This window comes from Buchnera aphidicola (Aphis glycines) (genome assembly GCF_001280225.1).
Classification (GTDB): Bacteria; Pseudomonadota; Gammaproteobacteria; order Enterobacterales; family Enterobacteriaceae; genus Buchnera; species Buchnera aphidicola_E.
Genome location: NZ_CP009253.1, coordinates 420,421 through 442,864, shown reverse-complemented (window position 1 = coordinate 442,864; position 22,444 = coordinate 420,421). Strand labels below are relative to the sequence as shown.

The following is a 22,444-nucleotide window of genomic DNA, read 5'->3' as shown; positions in this document are numbered from 1 at the left end:
AAAATAAAATTATTTTATTAATTAATCATATATAATTTTCAAAAATTATGTTAATTGTTTTTATTTTTTTTATTCCATGTATCTCGTAAGCTCACAGTTCTATTAAAAATTAATTTATTTTTTTTTGAATCAACTAAATCTATACAAAAATATCCAACTCTTTCGAATTGGAAAAATAAATTTTTGTTTTGTGATTTAATATCGTGTATTTCTTTTTGTATTTTTTCATTCATCTGTTTTTCAATAAAACCGTGTTTGACAATTATTGATTTAGGATTGACAAAAGACAAAAAATTTTTTTCTTGTTCTGGGTTATCTATATTAAATAATTTCTCATACAATCTAAATTCAGATGCATATGAATTTTGTATTGAAATCCAGTGAATTACTGCTGGGTTTTTTCGATTAGTTGGTTTTTTTCCTAACGTTGTAAGATCACAAGAGCATATTATTTGTGTAATATTTCCATATATATCTTTTTCTATTTTTTCTGCTTTGATTATATATGCGTATCTTAAACGTATTTCTGCGCCAATTTTTAATCTTTTATAATTTTTTTCATATTTTTCTTTAAAATCTTCTCTTTCAATATATATTGTATTAGTAAAAATAACTTTATGAGTACCTAGCTCTGGTTTTTTTGGATGATTTGGAACGGTAAAAATTTCTTTATAATTATCATCAATATTATACAAATATAATTTTATTGGATCTAAAACAGCCATTGTGCGTATAGATTTAGTATCTAACTCACTTCTAATACAATATTCTAACATAGAAAATTCTATTAAATTATTTTGTTTAGTGACGCCAATTTTTTTACAAAAATTTCGAATAGAAGACGGTGTATATCCTTTTCTTCTCAACCCAGAAATAGTTTGTATTCTGGGGTCATCCCAGCTATCAATTATGTTTTTTTCAATAAGTATTTTAATTTTTCTTTTCGATAAAATTGAATGTTTTAAATTTAACCGAGAAAACTCATATTGCTTCGGATAGTGAGAAACACTAGTATTTTTTAAGATCCAATTATACAAGCATTTATTATCTTGAAATTCCAATGTACAAAAAGAGTGTGTGATACCTTCTATTGAATCTGAAATACAATGCGCGAAATCGTACATGGGATAAATACACCATTGATTTTTTGTTTGATGATGTTTTATGTACATAATTCGATACAGAACAGGATCGCGCATAATAATATATGGAGAACTCATATCAATTTTAGCACGTAAACACATTTCACCTTCATTAAAGTATCCTTGTTTCATTTTTTTAAATAATTCTAAATTTTCTTCAATATCTCGATTTCTATAGGGACTATTTTTTCCAGAATTAATTAATGTTCCTCTGTATTCACGAATTTGATCTTTTGTTAACTGATCTACATAAGCTAATTTTTTTTTAATAAGCTCTTGTGCATAGTGATATAATTTCGAGAAGTATTCAGAAGAATAAAAAATTTTTTTGTTCCATTTATAGCCTAACCATTTAATATCATTCTTAATAGAATTAATATATTTAATGTTTTCTTTTCTAGGGTTAGTATCATCAAAACGAAGATTGCAGTATCCATTATATAAATTTGCAAGTTCAAAGTTCAAACATATTGATTTAGCATGTCCAATATGAAGATAGCCATTCGGTTCTGGAGGAAAACGAGTACGTAATGACAAAAATTTATTTTTTTTTAAATCTTCTTTAATGATGTTATAAATAAAGTTATTACTATATTCACTAGTTTTATCTTTCATTTTTTCCTGCAATTTAATTGGTTTAAAATATATTTATAAATTTTTCATTAATATCATTTAACTTAACATATTAATAAATTAATTAATTATATTGATAATCTACTTGATTTATTATAAAATAAAAAAAATAATTATTTCAAAATGTTAAAATCAATTATTTTTATTTAATTCGGCTACGTAGCTCAGTTGGTTAGAGCACAGCACTCATAACGCTGGGGTCATGGGTTCAAATCCCGTCGTAGCCAGTATAAATAATTACAATTTTATGCGGGAGTGGCGAAATAGGTAGACGCACCAGATTTAGGTTCTGGCGCCGAAAGGTTTGCGAGTTCAAATCTCGCCTCCCGTATATTTTATATTCTCCTTATTTGATTTTGGGGTATAGCCAAGTGGTTAAGGCACCGGTTTTTGATACCGGCATCCCTGGTTCGAATCCAGGTACCCCAGCCATCTGATCTGTTTTTTTTGAATATTCCAAAAAAATAATTTTAAAAAATAACATATAAACTTTTTTGTTTTATATAGTACTATTATATTTTTTATATTAAAATTTTATATTTCTATTGTAGAATATTTATATAAAATAAAATAGGTTTTATATTATGAATTTAAATGAATCTAAAAAAAAAGCAGCATGGGCTGCATTAGATTATATTTCTCCTGGTGCTGTCGTTGGAATAGGCACAGGAAGTACTGTATTTTATTTTATTGAAGCTTTAAGCACAATGAAACATTTAATATCAGGAGTTGTATCTAGCTCAAATGCTTCAACAATCTTATTAAAAAATAGAGGAATCAATAATATTTTACGTTTAAATAACTTTCATTCATTAGATATCTATATTGATAGTGCTGATGAAATAAACAATAATATGCAAATGATCAAAGGTGGAGGGGCAGCGCTAACTAAAGAAAAAATTATTGCTGCTATTGCTAAAAAGTTTGTCTGCATTATAGATGAAACAAAAAAAGTAAATATATTAGGGTCTTTTCCATTACCTATTGAAATTATTCCTGTGGCTTCGTCATTTATTGAAAACGAAATAACTAAATTAGGCGGAAAACCTAAAATTAGAAAAAATGTCGTTACGGAACATGGTAATATAATTTTGGATATACATAATTTAAGTATTTCTGATCCTATTGCTATAGAACAGAAAATTAGTATATTACCAGGAGTAGTAACTGTTGGTTTATTTGCTCTAAGAGGAGCTGATACAATATTAATGGGAACTAAAAATAGTGTAAAAATTATAGAAAAATAGATTTTTTAAATACAAATGTTTTACTATTCAATCAGTATTTTTATTAGAATTTATTTTTATGTGATTAAATTAATAAATCACCAAATTTCATTTGTAAAGCAGTAACTGCTGCAATTGCAGCTGTTTCTGTTCTTAAAATTCTTGGTCCTAATTTAATTGGAATAAACTCGTGTTTAATTACTGTTTGCATTTCTAAAGATGAAAGTCCACCTTCACAACCCACTAATAATCGAATACAACTATTTTGTTTAGGTAATTGATTAAGAGTAATTGAAGATTTTGGGTTTAAAACAATTTTTGTTTCATTTTTATTTGATTGTATCATCCAAAAATTAATATCTTCTACATTATTAATTTTCGGGATAATATTTCGTTTACATTGTTGACATGCAGATACGATGATATTTTTCCAATAAAGCATTTTTTTTAAAATGTTTTTTTTGTTTCTATGAATGTTGCAATGTTTTGAAAATATTGGAGTAATTGTATTCACACCTAATTCAATGCATTTTTGAATAGCAAAATTCATTTTTTCATTTTTTGAAACAGCTAATCCAAGATGAATTGATAAGGGAGATTCGATATTTTTTTTTTCTTTATTTAGAACTATAATAGTTGCTATTTTTTTTTTAATTTCAATAATTTTTGATAAAAAAACATAATTTGTATTATTAAATACTTCTAATTTTTCTTCAATATTCATTCGTAAAACGTTTGTTATATAATGTGTATTAGCTAAGTTTAAAATTATTTTTTCATGAGTTTTTACATTTTTATCAATATAAATACGTGGGATTCGATTTTTCATCTTGTAAAATATTCACTTTTCATTTATGACACTGTTTATAAACATAATTATTGTGATTACCTTGTATATGAAATATTAAATTTTCTCTAATACATTCCCATTTAGTAACCGGAAAATTATGATTCCATTTTTTAAACAATTTTTTTTCTTTGATAGATAATTTAATGTTATATATTTCACTCATATAAAAATAAGTTCTAGCTATTGCTCCTCGAGCTATTTTAGGTGGTTCTACTAATTTTTTTTTGAAATCTATTTTCATACTGCATTTTCCATATTGCTTTATTTGACTATTTAATTCACTATACATAAAATTAGAACGATCTGCATTAATTTCTCCAATAGAAGGCTGTAAATTATGTAAATCAAATTCAATATTTCGATAATTTTGACTTTTGATGCATTTTTTCCTGCCTCCTTTTTTCCAACATTTTTGTTGATGTCCGAATTGCCATGCTGGAACAACATGTTCCCATTCGATTCTTGTTGCTCGATTTACATTTTTACGAATTTTATATCCGCATGATGACAAATTAGGAGTCCCTTTTTTTTTGCTCCAAATAATTTTACATCCACAATAAAATGTTCCAGGAGCATTTTTATGTACTTTAATTGCTAAAATTTTAGCTTGCTGAAAATTTTTTATATTACTTCTTTTTATTTCGCTTTTTTTAACAAAAATAAAAAACAAGCAGCAACTAAGTAAAGTAAGAAATATTTTTTTAATCATTTTATATTAAAAATCATATTGAATTGTTATTGTTTATTTTTAATTTTAAGAATATTTTATTTGAGTGTTGTTTCTGATAAAAACATTTAAAATATATATTATCATATGTTTTAAAAAAAAGTGTTTTTCTTTAAAAATAATAAATTAGATATTTTTCTAATTTTAATAAATTATTTAATTAAAAGGAATATAAAATATAATGAATGAATATCTTTTTACATCGGAATCAGTTTCAGAAGGTCATCCAGATAAAATTGCAGATCAAATTTCTGATGCTTTATTAGATGAAATTATTAAACAAGATATAAAAGCAAGAGTTGCTTGTGAAACTTATGTTAAAACAGGAATGGTTTTAATTGGAGGTGAAATTACTACTACTGCTTGGGTAGACGTTGAGGAAATTACTCGAAATACCATTCACAACATTGGATATATAAATTCAGAAACAGGTTTTGATGCTAATTCTTGCGCTATATTGAGTGCTATAGGCAAACAATCACCTGATATTAATCAAGGAGTTGATCGATCTGATCCTTTAAAACAGGGAGCTGGAGACCAAGGTATTATTTTCGGATATGCTACTAATGAAACTGAAGTTTTAATGCCAGCTCCAATTACTTACGCGCATTTATTAGTTAAAAAACAATCTGAATTAAGAAAAAAAAATATTTTATCTTGGTTAAGACCTGATGCTAAAAGCCAAGTAACATTTAAATACAAGAATGGAAATGTAATTGGAATTGATACAGTTGTTTTTTCTACTCAGCATAAAGAAAGTATTGATCAAAATGTTTTAAGAGAAGCTGTTATGGAAGAAATTATTAAACCAGTTTTGCCAAAAAAATGGTTAACAAAAGATACTAAATTTTTTATTAATCCCACTGGAAGATTTGTGATTGGAGGTCCAATGGGTGATTGTGGTTTAACAGGTCGTAAAATTATTGTAGATACTTATGGCGGAATGTCTAGACACGGAGGCGGAGCTTTTTCTGGAAAAGATCCATCTAAAGTAGATCGATCTGCGGCATATGCTGCTAGATATGTAGCTAAAAATATTGTTGCAGCAGGTTTAGCTGATCGTTGCGAAATTCAATTGTCATATGCTATTGGAATAGCAGAACCTACTTCTATTATGATTGAAACATTTAGAACTGGTAAAATTAGTAATACAGCATTAATTAATTTAGTTCGAGATATTTTTGATTTACGTCCATATGGGTTAATTGAAATGCTTGGTTTGCTTCAACCTATTTACCTTAACACATCTGTGTATGGGCATTTTGGAAGAGAGGAGTTTCCATGGGAAAGATTAGACAAAGTAGATGAATTATCTCAATAAAAATTTTATAATATTTAATATGTTATTTTTAGAAAAACACTTTCTTTAAATATCTTATTGCTGACATGGATAATTAAATTGTTAATAATTTCCCATGTTGCTTTAGCATGGGAGAAACTCATCTGTGTAAGTAATCTTGTAGAGATAAAGTTTCGTTTTTTTCTATTTGTGTTTGTTTTTTATGTGATTTAATAGTTTCATTTTCTAAAATTTTATTATATGAATTATAAAAATATTGATGTATAAATTTATGGTGATATTTATGAGCTAAATTTAATCCTATTTGTTTGATTTTTTTATTTTGAATGAATAATTTTAAAAATTTTGCTGAATAAGTTAATTCTGGGTATTCAAAGAAAAGTATTTTTTTATCACATACTTTTTGATATTCTGAATCGTTTAATTGATTATCGAGGATAATAGCAATTTTTTTTAAATCTTGAAATATTCTTTTTCCAATTTGCATTAATTTATACTGTTTATTTTCATTAATATAAATTTTTTGGTTTGGTTTTCTTCCTTCAAAAACAGTTTTTTTCCAGTTTTCTATAATAAAATAAAAATCTGTTTTTTTTATTTTAGGAGCGTTTACTAAAGAACACCAAATTAAAAATAAATCTAACAAAAGTATTTGGTTTTTATTAATTCCAATAGATGAAAATGGATTTATATCTAAAGAACGTATTTCTACATATTCAATTCCTCTATTTTTTAGAGCATCTAACAGTGATTCTCCATAATTAGTTTTTATTTTTGGTCTAATTTGTGTATATAGTTCGTTTTCTAATTGCAATATATTAGTATTTAATTGTTGTAATTGTCCAAATTTATCTGTTAAGCCTAAATTAGAAAATTTTTTAGATGGGGTATACATAGCTTTTTTTAAACATTTAATATATGATTCTAAATCATTAAATGTGATATTTAAATTCTCAATAGAAGTACTTGTATACCCTATATCACTTATTCGCAATGAAGTAGACCAAGGTAAGTATAATATACCTTCTTTATTTCTCTGGAATTCATAATTTTCATTTTTTGAGAAATACTTCGATATTGCAGGTGATGATCCGAATAAGTATGGAATAATCCACCCAAATCTATAGTAGTTACGGATTAAATTTAAATAACCTGATGAAATATTATCTATTTCATTTTTTTTTGTTTTTTTCCAAAACGTTTTTGGAAGTGAAAAATTATAATGTATTCCTGTGATAGTATTTTTTAAATCACCATATCTTATTTTTAAACCTTTTCTATATAGGCTCTTAAATGCGCCATAATTAGATGTTCCATATTGCGCTATTTGAATATTTGTTGATTTTCTATAGTTGTATGGAATGCTAAATGGCCACATTAACTCTGTTGGGTTTTTACGCGCTACAAAAGAATGAAGATTTTTTAAAAAATTTAATAAGTAATTTATATTATTAGTTTTTGGTGTAATAAATTCTAATAAGTTTTCAGAAAAATCAGTTGTGATCCATTGATGTGTTAATGGAGAACCAATTTGATATGGATGTGGAGTATTTGAAAAATCTCCATTTTCTTTGATTCTTAGAGTTTCTCTTTCAATACCTCGATAAATGTTTTTTAGTATTGATGAGTGTTTTTCTAGCCAAGTAATTTCTTTTGAGATATCCTCTATCAACTTTTTCTCCTAAGTTTAAATTTTTAATTGTTTTTAAAAAAATTTTTATCAAGGATAATAAATTCTTGGTTAGATTTTTGCATCCGGAAGGATTCGAACCTCCGACCGCTCGGTTCGTAGCCGAGTACTCTATCCAACTGAGCTACGGATGCAATTTTATATCGGTGAAAGAGGGATTTGAACCCTCGATGCAGAGTTTTTCTGCATACTCCCTTAGCAGGGGAGCGCCTTAAACCACTCGGCCATTTCACCTATTTTTATTACTTTAATTTTACTTTTTTTTAATTATAAGTCAATTTTTTTTTTAAAACAAATAAAAACTAAAAAAAAATTTTAAAGCATAAAATGCATCTTACTTGATGATAGTAAGATGCAATATTTACTATGAATTTTTTTGTTGTTTTTTTTCCGCTTGAATACGTTGATATATCTCTTCACGATGTACCGAAATTTCTTTAGGAGCATTTACACCTATACGAACTTGATTGCCTTTTACTCCTAGTACTGTTACAGTAATTTCATCGCCAATTATCAATGTTTCGCCAACTCGACGAGTTAGAATAAGCATTCTTTTTTCCTTGAAGTAAAAGAGTTCATCCTATTTGATTCCTTTAGTTAAATAATATAGAATTAAATTTAAACTGTGAAATATTAAAATAATATAGTATTTTATTGCATTAAAATATATTACATCATTAAATATTCATGTAGTTTTGGATGCATCCTGTTTATTTTTTAATATAATTATTCATGAATCTTATCTTTTATATTGTTTAACTTTAAATGGATCCATGATTTAATGATTTTTAAAATTTTAGATAAATTTATTACATTAGAACTTATGCTTTCAGCAATTTCGTTTTTTCCACCCCCCTTTCCATTAGTGTGTTTAATAAAAATTTTAATAATTTCCAATGCAGTTAAATAATTAGTTAAATTTTTAGTTATCCCGGTAATGATATTAAAATAATTATTATTTTTATTGATAAAAATTATTATGATGTTTTGAAAATCTTTTTTTAATTGATCAATTATTAATTTTAATGAATTATAATTATAGTTATTAAATACATTAATTAATAATTTCACTCCCTTTATATTTTCAATATTGCTAATAATTTTTTTAATTTGATATTGGTTTTCTTTTGTTTGAAAAATATGTATTTGGTCTTCTAGATATTTAATTTGTAGTATTAATTTATTTATTTTGTCTTTAAAGCTAATACTTTTAGTTTTTAAAATTTTTGATATATTTTCTATTTCATTTTCTTGATTATGCAAAAATTGCAATGCTTTAGATTGTGTAAGAGCTTCTATTCTTTTAATCCCAGATGATACACTTGATTGCGCTATTATTTTAAACAATCCAATATTTCCTGTTCTATTAGTATGCGTTCCTCCACAAAGTTCTATAGAAAAATTTTTTATAGATACAACTCGAACAATAGAATCATATTTATTTTCAAATAATGCCATAGCTTTTTGCTTTTTAGCTTCTTCTAAACTGCAATATTGGATTTTGATTAAATGATTTTTATATATTTCTGCATTGATAATATTTTCAACTTTTTGCAACTTAGATAGGTTAATAATATTAGGATAAGAAAAATCAAATCTTAAACGTGTATTGGTAATTGAAGAACCTTTTTGTGTGACTATATCACCTAAAACTTTTCGTAATGCAGAATGCAGTAAGTGGGTAGCGGAATGGTTTATTTGAATTTGATTTCTATAAAGTTTATCAATTTTAGCGTATAAAAAATTATTTACTTCAAATGCACCTGTAATCACTTTTCCGATATGTCCAATTGTATTTCCATATTTTTTTGTATTTTCAACTATAAAACGTGATTTTTTGAAATATAATTCACCAATATCACCTATTTGCCCTCCAGATTCTGGATAAAAACATGTTTTATCAAGAAAAATAATTCCTTTTTCACCTTCGGAAATTAATGAAACTAATTTTGTTTCAATATAAATATACTTGATTAATGATTTAATTGTATTTTTTTTATAACCCTCAAAGTTACAAGTATCATTAATATTAATTATGTTATTACCATTGTTATAAAATTTATTTCCTATTTTTGATTGTTTTTTTTGTTTTTCTTTTTCTAAATAATAACTATTAAGATCGACTTTTATTTTTTTTTCACGACAAATATCTAATGCTAAATCTGAAGGAAATCCAAATGTGTCATAAAGATAGAAAATAGTTTTTCCAGAAATTTCTTGATTAGGTGCTTTTTGTATTTCTATGTTTAGTATTCTTAATCCTTTTTCGAGAGTTTCAGAAAACTGTGTTTCTTCTATTTGTAGTATTTCTTTAATTGTTTGTTCTGTTCCTTTTAAAAAATTAAAATCTTCAGTGATATGTTCGATCAAGTTCGGAACAATTTTATAAAAGAAATTTTTTTTTATTCCAATTTTATACGCATGTATTAACATTCTTCTAATGATTCTTCTTAAAATATATCCTCGATGTTCATTTGATGGAGATATATTTTCATAAATCAGAAATATACAAGATCTGATATGATCTGAAATAATTTTTAAAGATATATTATTTAAATTAGTTATTTTGCTAAAACAAGAAATTTGTTTAATTAATTTTTTAAAGATATCAATTTTATAATTTGAGTTGACATTCTGTAAAACAGAAGCAATTCTTTCTAAACCCATCCCTGTATCTATAGATTTATATTTTAAAGGAATTATTTTTGTTGAAGAGATACGGTTATATTCTATAAAAACAATATTCCAGATTTCAATAAAGTTTTCGTTTTTGTTTTCTAGGAACTGAGAGAAATTATTATTTTTTTTTATGTCATAATTATAAAATATTTCAGTACATGGACCACATGGGCCAGTTTCGCCCATTTGCCAAAAATTTTCAGAATTATATTTACAATTATTTTTATCCCCTATTTTAATGATATGATCAGGAGATAATTTAATAATATTAAGCCATATTTTATATGTTTCTTCGTCATCTTTATATACTGAGATCCATAGTTTATTTTTGTTAATATTAAACCATTTTTTAGATGTTAATAATTCCCATGCATATATAATTGCTTCTTTTTTAAAATAATCATTAAAACTAAAATTACCAAGCATTTCAAAAAATGTATGATGTCGTTCAGTATATCCTACATTTTCTAAATCATTATGTTTTCCACCTGTTCTTAAACAACGCTGTGAAGTAACGACACGAGAATATTTTTTTTTTTTAGGATCTAAAAAAAAATCTTTAAATTGGTTCATTCCTGCGTTAGTAAATAGTAATGTAGAATCGTTTTTTGGAATTAAAGAACTACTTGGTAGAATAGTATGTCCTTTTTTCTGAAAAAATTGTAAAAATTTTTGTCGTATTTCATTTATTGTATTTTTCATATTTTTTAATTTTTTAAAAATAATATTTATACTATTAAAGTGTTGAATAATTTATTATTAATTAGAATTATTTTATTAATAATTCAAATATAAAAAAATTTTATGTTATATTTAATAAAAAAATTTTTCAGCTTTATTTAATAAAATAACTTTAGATATTTTTTTAGCAGTGTTAAACATTTTTAATTCAATAAAAGATTGTCTCATATAATTTAAAACTTCTCTTGCAGATAAAGTTTCGGGATATTTTTTGAGTATTTCCTCACCTCGATTGATGACTGCGATATATTCTTTTCGATTAAAATAGTATTTTAATATTTCAAACTCATAATTTGATAAACGTTCTTTTAAGTCAAATAAATCTTGTTTTACATTGATAATATAAATACTGTTAGGATAATTATATAAAAAATTTTTTAACTCAAAAAAAGCTTTTTTTGCATAAATAGGATCGCTTTTATAATTTTTTATATTTAAAAATTTTAAAAAAATATTTTTGTCAAGCGATATATTTATTAAACTTTTTATATAAAAAACATAATCAATATTTATATTTTTCGGATATAGTTTTATAAATTCATTTATATTTTTTTGTGCCATATTAAAATTTTCAATTTTATAATAAGCATAGATTAAATTAATTTGAATTTTATCTGAGTAAAAATTAGAAATATTTTTTTTTTTCATATTTTCTAAATGTGATATTGCGTTATCAAATTTATTTTCTTTAAGCTCTTGTTTACAGTATTCATAAAATTTTTTTTCTTGAATAAATTTTTTTTGTTGTATATTGTGTGAATGCGCTAAAGAATATGTAAACAGTAGTACAAAAATAATTAAAATATTTTTTTTAAGTATCATAATATGTTTTCTATAATTTAATGAAATTATTAATAATATTTATTATGTTAATATATATTAGAATATCATATTCTATAAAGATTAAAGATTTAGATTAAATATATTTTAAATAAGGATTTTATATTGAAAAAAAAAGAAATAAATATACTAGCTCCCTATTCTTCAATTGTAGGAAAGAGATTAGATCACATTATTTCTAAATTACTTCCACAGTATTCTCGTTCTTGCCTTAAAAATTGGATTCTTATGAGTCTTGTTTGTGTTAATGGTAAAATAGAAAAAAATCCTGATAAAAAAATATTAGGAGGTGAAATAATTACTATTTATCCAATTATTAAAAAAATTCAATCTAATTTACCAGAGAATATTACTTTAAATATTATATATGAAGATAATAATTTATTAGTTATAAATAAACCTCCTGGTTTAGTTGTACATCCCGGTGCCGGAAATGATACTGGTACAGTTTTAAATGGATTACTGTATTATTATAAAAATAGTAGATATTTACCTCGTTGTGGAATTATTCACAGATTAGATAAAAATACAAGTGGTTTAATGATTATAGCAAAAACAATTTGTGCATATTATTATTTAATAAAATTGTTAAAAGATAAAAAAATAATTCGAGAATATCAGGCTATTGTGAAAGGAAATGTGATTTCTGGAGGTATTATTAACAGTCCTATAATGCGTAATCCTAAAAAACGAACATCTATGATAGTACATTCATCAGGAAAACCTGCTATCACGCATTATAAAATAATTCAGCGTTTTAAATTTTATACACATCTCTTATTACGATTAGAAACAGGTCGAACGCACCAAATTCGAGTACACATGTTACATATTAATTACCCCTTATTAGGTGACCCCTTATATAATGGGATCAACTATTCTAATAATTGTTCAAAAAAAAAGTATTTTTATATAAATAAAATTTTTCCTCGTCAAGCATTACATGCGCATTATATTGAATTTTTAAATCCTTCTACCAAAAATTTGATGAGTTTTAAAGTTGATTTACCTAAAGATATGAAAAATCTTATTTTAGATTTAAAAAAAGAAGTATAAAGTTTTTTATATAATAAAATATATTATTTTTTTGTAGAATATATTTCAATTTTTTAATAATCTTAACTTCATTTAAAATCCACACAAGATTAAAGAGTTGATAATTTTATGTCAGAAAATTTAATAGGTACAAAATTTTTAGTAAATTATACTAAAGATAATCAAAATATAAAAAAACCTTTGCGTTTATTAATTAAAAAATCTTTAGAAAATTATTTATTACATTTAGATGATACTAAATATATCAATAATTTATATTCATTAATATTATCTGAACTAGAACAACCATTGTTAGATGTCATGATGCAGTATACACGTGGAAACCAAACAAAAGCTGCTTTAATGATGGGTATCAATCGTAGTACTTTACGAAAAAAATTAAAAAAGTATGGTATGAATTAATTTTTTTATAAATTTTATATTTAATTGCACTTTCTATAAATTTCAAATAAAGAAGGTGCAAAAATAAGAATAACATTTTATTTTTTTATTGAGCATCTTTTAGATATTGTTTTTAATGCCCAATAGTAACCTTCTAATCCCAACCCTGTAATCACGCCTTGTGAAATATCAGAAAACCATGAATGAGAACGAAAATTTTCTCTGTTATAAATATTAGAAATATGAATCTCAATAAATGGTATAGAAACCGCAATTAATGCATCTCTTATGGCTATACTAGTGTGTGTAAACGCGGCTGGGTTAATTATAATATAACTAATGTTATTTTTTTTAGCAGAGTGTATTGTCTCAATTAATTTGTGTTCTGCATTAGATTGTGTATGACTTAATGATATATTTAATTTTTCTGATTTTTTTATTAACTTTTTTATTAAATCTGTTAAAGTTTCATGTCCATATATGTCCGGTTCTCTCGTTCCTAAAAGATTTAAGTTAGGACCATTTATTAGTAAAACATTTATTTTTTTTTTCATTTTTAACTCGATAAAATTATCAGACTAATTTAACATTTTAATATTATATTTTATAACAAATTTTTAAGATTATATATAATATTTTTATAAAAATATTTTTTATTTTTTGTTTTATATTTTATAATAAAAATATAAAAATATTTTAAATATAAGTGAGTTCAAATGACATTGGAACTAGTTAGTGAATCATTGTTAACTTCAAATAAATTAAATCGTCAGGATCTTTTTGAGATCTTAGAAGATATATCTACTCATGGTTTAGATTATGGAGATCTATATTTTCAATCACGCGTGTGTGAATCTTGGATTTTAGAAAATCGCATTATTAAAGAAGGATTTTGTCATTTTGATCAAGGCGTTGGTGTAAGAGCTATTTCTGGAGAAAAAACAGGCTTTTCATATACAGATGAAATCTCTGTAGAAGCTGTTAGAAAAAGCGCTCAAATAGCAAAAAAAATCATTAATAAACAAGTAAAAACAACACAAATAAAAACTTTTAGAGATCAAAAGAAAAATTCTTTTTATGATATTTTTAATCCGTTAAAAAAATTTACTTCTAATGAAAAAATTAATCTACTGCACAGAGTAGATCATGTTGCTCGTCATTCTGATAGTCGTGTAATACAAGTAAATGCCGCTTTAAGTGGATCTTATGAAAAAATTTTAGTTGTTTCTACTGATGGAAATTTATCTACAGATATACGACCATTAGTTGAGTTTACAGTTAGTGTATTAGTTGAAGAACGTGGGAAAATAGAGCGAGGAAAAAGTGGCGGAGGTAGTCGTACTAATTATAATTTTTTCTTAAGAAAAGATGATTTTTTTGAAGAAATTAGAATTGATCATTGGACTAAAGAAGCGGTTCGTATAGCTTTATTAAATTTATCTTCAAAAGAAGCTCCATCTGGAACTTTTCCAGTTGTTTTAGGAGCTGGATGGCCTGGTGTTTTGCTACATGAAGCTGTAGGACATGGTTTAGAAGGTGATTTTAATAGAAAAGGAACATCTGTTTTTACCAATATGATCGGGAAAAAAGTTGCTTCAGAATTATGCACTATCATTGATGATGGTACAATAAAAAATCAACGCGGATCATTAAATATTGATGATGAAGGAGTAGTTGGGCAATATAATATATTGATTGAAAATGGAATTTTAAAAAAATATATGCAAGATAAACTTAATGCTCGTTTAATGGAAACGGAATCTACAGGTAATGGTCGTAGGCAATCTTACTCTCACTTACCAATTCCAAGAATGACAAATACATATATGTTATCCGGAACATCGAAAATAGAAGATATTATTAAAAGTATTGATTATGGAATATATGCTGTAAATTTTTCAGGTGGTCAAGTAGATATAACTTCTGGACAATTTGTTTTTTCAACTTCAGAAGCATTTTTAGTAAAACAAGGAAAAATTTTAAATCCTATTAAAAATACTACACTAATAGGATCTGGTGTGGAAGTTATGAAAAAAATATCTATGGTAGGTAATGACTTAAAAATGGATCAAGGTACGGGTATATGTGGAAAAGAAGGTCAAAATATCCCAGTAGGAATAGGGCAACCTTCTATTAAAGTAGATCAATTGACTATAGGTGGAACTATTTAGTATAATATATAAGCATTACTAGTGCAGTCAAGAATAACGTCGTGACTGCATGTTAATTATATTAAAAAATTTACTTAATTTTCTCTTTAATTCGAGCGGATTTTCCAGTACGTGTTCTAAGATAATACAATTTCGCTTTTCTAACTAACCCCTTTCTTTTAACAATAATATTGTCAATGTTATAAGAATGAGTTTGAAACACTCGTTCGACCGCCTCTCCATTTGAAAATTTACGTATAGTGAAAGATGAATTTAAAGATCGATTTTTTATTGAAATTATTATCCCTTCGAAAGATTGCAAACGTTTTTTAGTCCCTTCAATAACCCATACTTTTACTTCTACTGTATCACCAGGACGGAAATTAGGTATATTTTTCTTCAGTTGTTCTTCTTCTATTTTATTGATTATATTGGTCATTTTTACCTCTAAATACAATCATTATGAATTAATAATATTTTTATTTTTTATTTTTCTAAATGCATTTAAAATATTTTTTTCTTCTTTTTTAAAATTTTTTTTTCCAATAAATCTGGTCGTTTTTCTAAAGTTTTTTCTAAAGATTTTTTTAATCGCCATAAACGAATTTTATTGTGATCACCAGAAAGTAAGATATCTGGAACTTTCATATTATAAATTTCTTTTGGTCTAGTGTAATTTGGGTAATCAAGTAAATTATTGCAAAAAGATTCATTTTCTAATGATTTTTTTTTGTTAATTACACCAGGAATAAATCTGGAAACAGAATCTATTATTACCATTGCTGCAAGTTCTCCACCAGTCAAGATATAATCACCTATTGACCATTCTTCATCTATTAAAGAATCGATAATTCGCTGATCTATTCCTTCATACCTTCCACATACAAAAATAATTTTTTTCTTTTGAATCAGATTAAAAATATTATTTTGATTTAATTTTATTCCTTGTGGAGATAAATACACAACTGTTGCATCTTTCAGTAAAGATTGCGCATGTTTAATTGATAAATATAATGGTTGAACAGTCATTAACATGCCTGGTCCTCCTCCATAAGGACGATCGTCTACAGATTTATGTTTATGTTCAGTAAAATCTCTTGGATTTATAAAACTAAGTTCAATAATTTTTTTTTGAATGGCTTTTCCAGTTACTCCATAATGTGAAATCGAAGTGAACATTTCTGGAAATATAGTAATTATATAAAATGATATCAATGCTTGATTATTTTTTTTTTTGATTGATATATCATATTTTAATTCCATTGGACTATTATGGTTTTATTTTTAATATCTATATTTTTTACTATTTTTTCAATGATAAATGGAATCATAATTGTTTTATTTTTTTTTATCTTATTCTTTATAAGAATAGTATCATTGTATTTGTTGCTTGTTAAATTAATTACTGTACCTAAATATTGATGTTTTACATTAAACACTTCACATTTTATAATATCGTTCCAATAATATTCGTTTTTTTTAAGTTTTGGTAATTGACTTTGATCAATAAAAATATCAGCATTAGTCCACGTGCTTGCTATTGATCTATCTATGACATTGTTAATTTGAATAATAAAACGATTATTATGTTTTTTCCAATTTTTTAGTTGAATAGTTTTCCATTTTTTATTTTTTAAAGTAAACCATGGGAGATAACTAAATATTTTTTCTTTATTTTCTGTCAAAGAAAACAAGTTTATCCAACCTAATATTCCGTAAACTCTTCCAATTTTTCCAACTAAAATAGGGTTTATGATTGTATATGATTTAATATTTATAATGTTGCCTTATTTTTTTTAAATAATTTAATGAGTTTGTTTGATCGGTCTGAAATCTGCGCTCCATTTTGCTTCCAATATATAATACGATTAATATTGATTTGTAAAGAAGTAGTTATATCTTTTGATAATGGATTGAAGTAACCTAGTTGTTCAATAAAACGACCATCTCTAGAAAATCGACTATCTGCTGCTACTATTTTATAAAAAGGACGTTTTTTATTTCCATATCGAGCTAATCGAATTTTTACCATGTTTTTCCCTTAATTTTTTCATAATGAAAATATTTTTTATTGAATTCATTAATGTAATTATTTTAATATATTTTAAAAGTTTTTAGGTAATATATTTTTAATGTTTCGTATAATTTTACTGATTCCGTTACTTTTGATTTTCTTCATAACTTTTTTTATATCGCCAAAATTTTTTAATAATTTATTAACATCTTGAATTTTAGTTCCAGATCCTAAAGAAATTCTACGTTTACGAGAGCCTTTTATAATATCTGGATTGTTTCGTTCTTTAGGCGTCATTGAATAGATTATTGCTTCTATTTTATTCAAATTATTTTTTTCATCATTTAATAATGAACTATTATGCATTGTTTTATTGTTTGAAAATTTATCTATAAAATAGTTTAATCCTCCTATTTTTCTCATTTCTTTTATTTGAGTTAAAAAATCGTTTAAATTAAAATCATGACCTTTTTTTAGTTTTTTAGTTAAATCTTTCACATGAGATTGGTTAATTTTTTCTTCAATATCTTTAATAACAGATATAACTTTATTCATGCCTAAAATTTTATCAGCTATACGTGCTGGATAAAATATTTCTAAATTTTCTAGTTTTTCTCCTGTTCCTATAAATTTAATAGGTTTTTTAGTAACATAACGCATTGATAATGCAACTCCACTTCTAGCATCGCTATCAGTTTTTGTTAATATAATACCTGATATAGATAAAGATTTACTGAAATTTTTTGCCATATTAATTGCATCTTGACCCATCATCGAATCGACTACTAACAATGTTTCAATAGGTTGAGAAAGATTTTGTATTTTTTCTATTTCGTTCATCATTATTTCATCAATATGCATGCGTCCAGCTGTATCTATTAACAAAATATCATATAATTTTAATTTAGCATGTTGAATTGCTTTTTCTGTTATATATATTGGTTTCTGATGAGCATCTGGTGTGTAAAAGTTTACATTAATCTGAGTAGATAGAATTTCTAATTGTTTTATCGCCGCGGCACGATAAATGTCGGTAGATGTGATGAGTATTTTTTTTTTATGTTTATCTTGTATCCATTTCGCTATTTTTGCTGTAGTTGTAGTTTTTCCAACTCCTTGTAAACCTACTATTAATATCACTGCTGGTGGGCAAATAGATAAATTTAAATTATTATTTTTTTCACCCATAGCTAAAATTAATTCATTTCGTACAATTTTTATAAATTCTTGTCCAGGAGTAAGACTTTTATTAATTTCGCAACCAATTGCTTTGTTTGTGACGTTATTTATAAATGTCTTTATTACTGATAACGTAACATCAGCTTCTAGTAGTGCTTTTCTTACTTCTCTTATTGTATCCTTAATGTTACTTTCTGTCAGTCTTCCTTTATGAATAATGTTACGAAAACTTTTTGAGAGGCGTTCAGTTAGGCTACTAAACATATTCATTGCTCTTTAATAAATTAATATTGAATAATGTAAAATGTAATCATTAAAAATATTTGAATTAATTTTAAAAATATTTTTAATTAATAAATATTTCAAAATATTATAATTAAAACAGTTTTTTATTGGCACTAGGATAACAACCTAATATTTTGATAAATTTGCTAATTTTTTGAATTTTTTTAAAAATATTTTGCATTGTGTTAGATGATATTTTTTTTTCAATATCAAGATAAAACATTTGGTCTTTTGTATTATCATTATAAAAATTTAACATTTTCACCATTATGTTTTTTGGTTCTAAAGTTGAAAGAATTTTAGAAAGTTCTTGTTTTTCTTTTTTTAAAGAAAATATTATTGTAGTTTTTACTTGTTTATCTAAATCAATTTTATAAGGTTTTTTTGATAAACAAACAAATCTAGTTATATTATTTTTTATATTGGATATATTTTGGCATAAAATTTTTAATTTATAAATTTTACTGCTTATTTCACTTCCTAAAACAGCATTAGTTTTTTCGTTTTTTTGAATAATTTTTTTCATCGCATCGGTTGTACTATGAGTATGTTCAATTTTCCAATGTGGAAATTGATTAATAAAATTACTACATTGTTTAAATGGTTGAGAATGACTATATACTTTTTGAATAGTATTAAGTTCCACTTTTTCTATTGCTAACAAACAATGATTTATATCGACATAAATTTCTCCTACAATAAATAAATTTATATTTTTTAAAATGTTAAATATTTCATTGATAGGACCAGAGCAAGTATTTTCTATTGGTAAAATAGCATAATTTGATTCATTATTTTCGACTGATTGAACAACTTCTTCAAAATTTGAGCATTTTCTTCGAATAATGTTTTTTATATTGTGTTTTTTATATCTAGATAAAGCGATATATGAATAAGATCCTTCATCACCAAGAAAAGAAATAATAGTTTTATTTGTGTCTCTTTGAGTTCGAAATTTTTCTAATAATTTTTTTTGAGTCAATACAGACTCTTCAATGATTAGTGTAAACAAACGTTGTATATAATTAGTATTTAAATTTTTTTTTCTTCCTAGATCAGTTAGATTAGATAGCAAATTTTTTTCACGATTTATATCTCGTATAGGCTGATTATTTTGTATTTTAGACTGAGCAATATCTAATATTAGTTTTTTTCTTTTCGCAAGTAACATGACTATTTTTTTATCAATATTGTTAATTTTATGGCGAAAATTTAATAAATCATTTTGAGACAACATAGCGTATTTTACCTGTTTTACCTATTAAAATATTTAATATGTTTTATATTAGAATTAAAATCAAATATTTTTACTTAATCAGTATTAATTTTTTGATATAAAAATAATAATCAACATATAATATACTATTTTTATATCTAAAAAAATGAGTTGTTTTTTAAAAGTACATCAAATATTTTTTTTAAAAATATTTCACTAGGTGCAATAGATGATAATATACTTATTGTATTTTGTTAGTTTTAATAATATCGTTTTTTAGATATATTATTTTATAGTGAGTCATTTAATGAAAACTTTTTCAATTAAAGAAAAAAATATTAAGAGAGATTGGTTTTATGTTGATGCTACCAATAAAGTGCTTGGAAGATTCGCAAGTGCTGTATCTTTACGTCTTAGAGGCAAACATAAACCTCAATATACGCCGCATCTTGATATTGGAGATTATATTATAGTTTTAAACGCTTCTAAAGTATTAGTTACAGGAAAAAAGAAAAGTAAAAAAATATATTATCATCATACAGGTTATATTGGTGGAATAAAAAAATTTACATTTGAGGAAATTATGTCAAAAAATCCTGAAAAAATTATTAAAATAGCAGTTAAAGGGATGTTACCAAAAGGGCCATTAGGACGATTAATGCTAAAAAAATTAAAAATTTTTTCTGATGATAAACATGATCATATAGCCCAATGTCCTCGATTTTTAAATATTTAATAGGATAATATTAAAATAAATTATGAAAATTCAAAATTATGGAACTGGACGTCGTAAAAGTTCTTCTGCTAGAGTCTTTTTAAGACCAGGAACAGGAAAAATAGTTGTGAATAAACGTTTGTTAAATAACTATTTTGGCCGAGAAACTTCTTGTATGATTGTTCGGCAACCTTTAGAATTAATCGATATGATAAACAATTTTGATTTTTATATTACAGTAAAAGGTGGAGGAATTTCTGGTCAAGCTGGTGCAATTAGACAAGGTATTACTCGTGCTCTAATAGATTATAATCCATTATTACGTAGTGAACTCAGAAAATCTGGATTTGTTACACGTGATTCACGACAAGTAGAACGGAAAAAAGTAGGTTTTCGTAAAGCTAGAAAACGAATACAATTTTCTAAACGTTAAATTGAAAATAATAAGACTTATTTTAAAGAACTTGGTTTTTGTATTAAACCGAGTTCTTTTGTTGGTTTTTCATAATGTGATATTTTTATTTTAAAAAAATTAAAAATTAAATAAAAAAATTAAAAAATCTTATTTTTTTAAATAATATAAAATATCGGAACATAATTTTTTTGTTCCTGTTTTTTTTAGAGAAGAAATTAAATAATATGGTTCTTTTATTGTAAAATCGTTTTTTATTTTTTTCATAAATACATGAACTTGATCGGTTGTCATCAAATCAATTTTGTTAAAAATTAAGAGTCTTGGTTTATTATATAATTCTATACTATACTGTTTTAACTCATATAATACATATTTAATATTTTCTATTGGATCAGAATAGTCCGATGGAAATAAATCAACAATATGTAGTAATATTTTACATCTTTCTAAATGTTTTAAGAAGTGAATTCCTAACCCTTTTCCTTTAGATGCACCTTGAATTATTCCAGGAATATCTGCTATGATGAATTTTTTATTTTTAATTTTAACACTACCTAAAATCGGATTGAGTGTAGTAAATGGATAATCTGAAATTTTTGTTTTAGCACCAGAGATATTTTTTACTAAAGTTGACTTTCCAGCGTTTGGCATCCCTAATGTTCCTACATCTGCTATTAATAATAGTTCTAATTGTATATGTCTTTTTTCTCCTATTACTCCTAATGTCCTTTGCTTTGGTGTTCTATTAATTGAAGATTTAAATCTAAAATTACCTAACCCATGCCATCCACCTTTTGCAATGAGTATTTTTTGTTGATCTTTTGTTAAATCATATATTATTTCGCGTGTTTGATAGTTAATAATTTTAGTGCCAACGGGTACATATATAGTAATATCGTTTCCTTTTTTCCCAGAGCAGTTTCTTTTTAATCCATTGGTTCCATGCTCGGCTTGAAATTTTTTTTTAAATCTAAAATCTACAAGAGTATTTAAGTTATTATTTGATTGAATCCAAACATTTCCACCATCTCCTCCATCTCCACCATCTGGACCTCCTTTAGGTATGTATTTTTCCCGTCTAAAATGAACACATCCATGCCCGCCATTTCCTGCAATTACTTCTATAATAGTTTGGTCGACAAATTTCATATAAATTCCTTGTTTTTGAAAATTATAATTTTGATAAATATTTTTTATAAAAAATA

The 22,444-nt window shown here is 24.9% G+C and carries 22 protein-coding genes and 5 tRNA genes; 10 read left to right on the top strand and 17 right to left on the bottom strand.

Going from position 1 to position 22,444, the window contains the following annotated elements:
• Window positions 1–50 precede the first annotated feature (50 nt).
• Window positions 51–1,757, bottom strand: a complete 1,707-nt coding sequence (glnS, locus tag IX46_RS02060) for a glutamine--tRNA ligase (protein WP_053940350.1) — start codon at window positions 1,755–1,757, stop codon at window positions 51–53.
• A gap of 171 nt (window positions 1,758–1,928) precedes the next feature.
• On the opposite strand from glnS, the gene IX46_RS02055 reads away from it, so the two are divergent.
• The 4 genes from IX46_RS02055 (at window position 1,929) to rpiA (ending at window position 3,022) form a co-directional block, all read left to right on the top strand.
• Window positions 1,929–2,002, top strand: a tRNA-Met gene (locus tag IX46_RS02055).
• Window positions 2,003–2,024: 22 nt separating this feature from the next.
• Window positions 2,025–2,106, top strand: a tRNA-Leu gene (locus IX46_RS02050).
• 26 nt (window positions 2,107–2,132) lie between these two features.
• A tRNA-Gln gene (locus IX46_RS02045) sits at window positions 2,133–2,207 on the top strand.
• Window positions 2,208–2,359: 152 nt separating this feature from the next.
• Window positions 2,360–3,022, top strand: a complete 663-nt coding sequence (gene rpiA, locus IX46_RS02040) for a ribose-5-phosphate isomerase RpiA (RefSeq protein ID WP_053940349.1) — start codon at window positions 2,360–2,362, stop codon at window positions 3,020–3,022.
• 64 nt (window positions 3,023–3,086) lie between these two features.
• Here the strand turns inward: rpiA and IX46_RS02035 are convergent, their stop codons facing one another.
• Complete coding sequence (locus IX46_RS02035; RefSeq protein WP_053940348.1) at window positions 3,087–3,830, bottom strand: 16S rRNA (uracil(1498)-N(3))-methyltransferase; 744 nt, start codon at window positions 3,828–3,830, stop codon at window positions 3,087–3,089.
• A gap of 19 nt (window positions 3,831–3,849) precedes the next feature.
• The gene (locus IX46_RS02030) at window positions 3,850–4,560 is read right to left on the bottom strand and encodes an endonuclease (protein WP_053940347.1); all 711 of its coding nucleotides are present in this window, start codon (window positions 4,558–4,560) and stop codon (window positions 3,850–3,852) included.
• Between the two features lie 199 nt (window positions 4,561–4,759).
• On the opposite strand from IX46_RS02030, the gene metK reads away from it, so the two are divergent.
• The gene (gene metK, locus IX46_RS02025) at window positions 4,760–5,899 is read left to right on the top strand and encodes a methionine adenosyltransferase (RefSeq protein ID WP_053940346.1); all 1,140 of its coding nucleotides are present in this window, start codon (window positions 4,760–4,762) and stop codon (window positions 5,897–5,899) included.
• Between the two features lie 118 nt (window positions 5,900–6,017).
• On the opposite strand, the gene gshA is transcribed toward metK, so the two are convergent.
• The 6 genes from gshA to IX46_RS01995 all read right to left on the bottom strand — a co-directional run bounded on the left by gshA (window position 6,018) and on the right by IX46_RS01995 (window position 11,810).
• On the bottom strand, window positions 6,018–7,550 hold the full coding sequence (gene gshA, locus IX46_RS02020; protein ID WP_053940345.1) for a glutamate--cysteine ligase: 1,533 nt from the start codon (window positions 7,548–7,550) through the stop codon (window positions 6,018–6,020).
• Window positions 7,551–7,628: 78 nt separating this feature from the next.
• Window positions 7,629–7,702 (bottom strand) — tRNA-Arg (locus tag IX46_RS02015).
• A gap of 10 nt (window positions 7,703–7,712) precedes the next feature.
• Window positions 7,713–7,802: transfer RNA gene (locus tag IX46_RS02010), tRNA-Ser, on the bottom strand.
• Between the two features lie 130 nt (window positions 7,803–7,932).
• Window positions 7,933–8,118, bottom strand: a complete 186-nt coding sequence (csrA, locus tag IX46_RS02005) for a carbon storage regulator CsrA (RefSeq protein ID WP_053940344.1) — start codon at window positions 8,116–8,118, stop codon at window positions 7,933–7,935.
• Between the two features lie 176 nt (window positions 8,119–8,294).
• Window positions 8,295–10,949 carry an alanine--tRNA ligase gene (gene alaS, locus IX46_RS02000; protein ID WP_053940343.1) on the bottom strand — a complete coding sequence of 885 codons (2,655 nt, stop codon included), beginning with the start codon at window positions 10,947–10,949 and terminating at the stop codon, window positions 8,295–8,297.
• 111 nt (window positions 10,950–11,060) lie between these two features.
• The gene (locus IX46_RS01995) at window positions 11,061–11,810 is read right to left on the bottom strand and encodes an outer membrane protein assembly factor BamD (protein ID WP_053940342.1); all 750 of its coding nucleotides are present in this window, start codon (window positions 11,808–11,810) and stop codon (window positions 11,061–11,063) included.
• Between the two features lie 123 nt (window positions 11,811–11,933).
• Here IX46_RS01995 and rluD point away from each other — a divergent pair, with 123 nt between their 5' ends.
• Window positions 11,934–12,884 (top strand): 23S rRNA pseudouridine(1911/1915/1917) synthase RluD, encoded by a 951-nt coding sequence (rluD, locus tag IX46_RS01990; RefSeq protein WP_053940341.1) that lies wholly within the window; start codon window positions 11,934–11,936, stop codon window positions 12,882–12,884.
• A gap of 108 nt (window positions 12,885–12,992) precedes the next feature.
• The gene (gene fis, locus IX46_RS01985) at window positions 12,993–13,286 is read left to right on the top strand and encodes a DNA-binding transcriptional regulator Fis (protein ID WP_053940340.1); all 294 of its coding nucleotides are present in this window, start codon (window positions 12,993–12,995) and stop codon (window positions 13,284–13,286) included.
• Between the two features lie 77 nt (window positions 13,287–13,363).
• Here fis and aroQ read toward each other — a convergent pair whose 3' ends face one another.
• Complete coding sequence (aroQ, locus tag IX46_RS01980) at window positions 13,364–13,819, bottom strand: type II 3-dehydroquinate dehydratase (protein ID WP_053940339.1); 456 nt, start codon at window positions 13,817–13,819, stop codon at window positions 13,364–13,366.
• 162 nt (window positions 13,820–13,981) lie between these two features.
• Here aroQ and tldD point away from each other — a divergent pair, with 162 nt between their 5' ends.
• On the top strand, window positions 13,982–15,436 hold the full coding sequence (tldD, locus tag IX46_RS01975) for a metalloprotease TldD (protein WP_053940338.1): 1,455 nt from the start codon (window positions 13,982–13,984) through the stop codon (window positions 15,434–15,436).
• 70 nt (window positions 15,437–15,506) lie between these two features.
• Here the strand turns inward: tldD and rplS are convergent, their stop codons facing one another.
• The 6 genes from rplS to IX46_RS01945 form a co-directional block, all read right to left on the bottom strand.
• Entirely contained in the window at window positions 15,507–15,854 is a 348-nt protein-coding gene (rplS, locus tag IX46_RS01970) for a 50S ribosomal protein L19 (RefSeq protein WP_053940337.1), read from the bottom strand.
• 65 nt (window positions 15,855–15,919) lie between these two features.
• Window positions 15,920–16,654, bottom strand: coding sequence for a tRNA (guanosine(37)-N1)-methyltransferase TrmD (gene trmD, locus IX46_RS01965; RefSeq protein WP_053940541.1), 735 nt, complete (start codon window positions 16,652–16,654; stop codon window positions 15,920–15,922).
• 14 nt (window positions 16,655–16,668) lie between these two features.
• Window positions 16,669–17,196 carry a ribosome maturation factor RimM gene (gene rimM, locus IX46_RS01960; RefSeq protein WP_053940336.1) on the bottom strand — a complete coding sequence of 176 codons (528 nt, stop codon included), beginning with the start codon at window positions 17,194–17,196 and terminating at the stop codon, window positions 16,669–16,671.
• Entirely contained in the window at window positions 17,190–17,447 is a 258-nt protein-coding gene (gene rpsP, locus IX46_RS01955; RefSeq protein WP_053940335.1) for a 30S ribosomal protein S16, read from the bottom strand. Before rpsP ends, rimM begins: the two co-directional genes overlap by 7 nt.
• A gap of 72 nt (window positions 17,448–17,519) precedes the next feature.
• Window positions 17,520–18,872, bottom strand: coding sequence for a signal recognition particle protein (ffh, locus tag IX46_RS01950; protein ID WP_053940334.1), 1,353 nt, complete (start codon window positions 18,870–18,872; stop codon window positions 17,520–17,522).
• A 112-nt stretch (window positions 18,873–18,984) separates the two neighbouring features.
• A complete protein-coding gene (locus IX46_RS01945) occupies window positions 18,985–20,130 on the bottom strand; it encodes a chorismate mutase (RefSeq protein ID WP_053940333.1) in 1,146 nt (381 codons plus the stop codon).
• Between the two features lie 286 nt (window positions 20,131–20,416).
• Here IX46_RS01945 and rplM point away from each other — a divergent pair, with 286 nt between their 5' ends.
• Together rplM and rpsI are read left to right on the top strand one after the other, a co-directional pair.
• Window positions 20,417–20,845 (top strand): 50S ribosomal protein L13, encoded by a 429-nt coding sequence (gene rplM / locus IX46_RS01940; protein ID WP_053940332.1) that lies wholly within the window; start codon window positions 20,417–20,419, stop codon window positions 20,843–20,845.
• A 22-nt stretch (window positions 20,846–20,867) separates the two neighbouring features.
• Window positions 20,868–21,257, top strand: a complete 390-nt coding sequence (gene rpsI / locus IX46_RS01935) for a 30S ribosomal protein S9 (protein WP_053940331.1) — start codon at window positions 20,868–20,870, stop codon at window positions 21,255–21,257.
• A 129-nt stretch (window positions 21,258–21,386) separates the two neighbouring features.
• Here the strand turns inward: rpsI and cgtA are convergent, their stop codons facing one another.
• Window positions 21,387–22,388, bottom strand: a complete 1,002-nt coding sequence (gene cgtA, locus IX46_RS01930) for an Obg family GTPase CgtA (RefSeq protein ID WP_053940330.1) — start codon at window positions 22,386–22,388, stop codon at window positions 21,387–21,389.
• Between the last annotated feature and the right edge of the window lie 56 nt (window positions 22,389–22,444).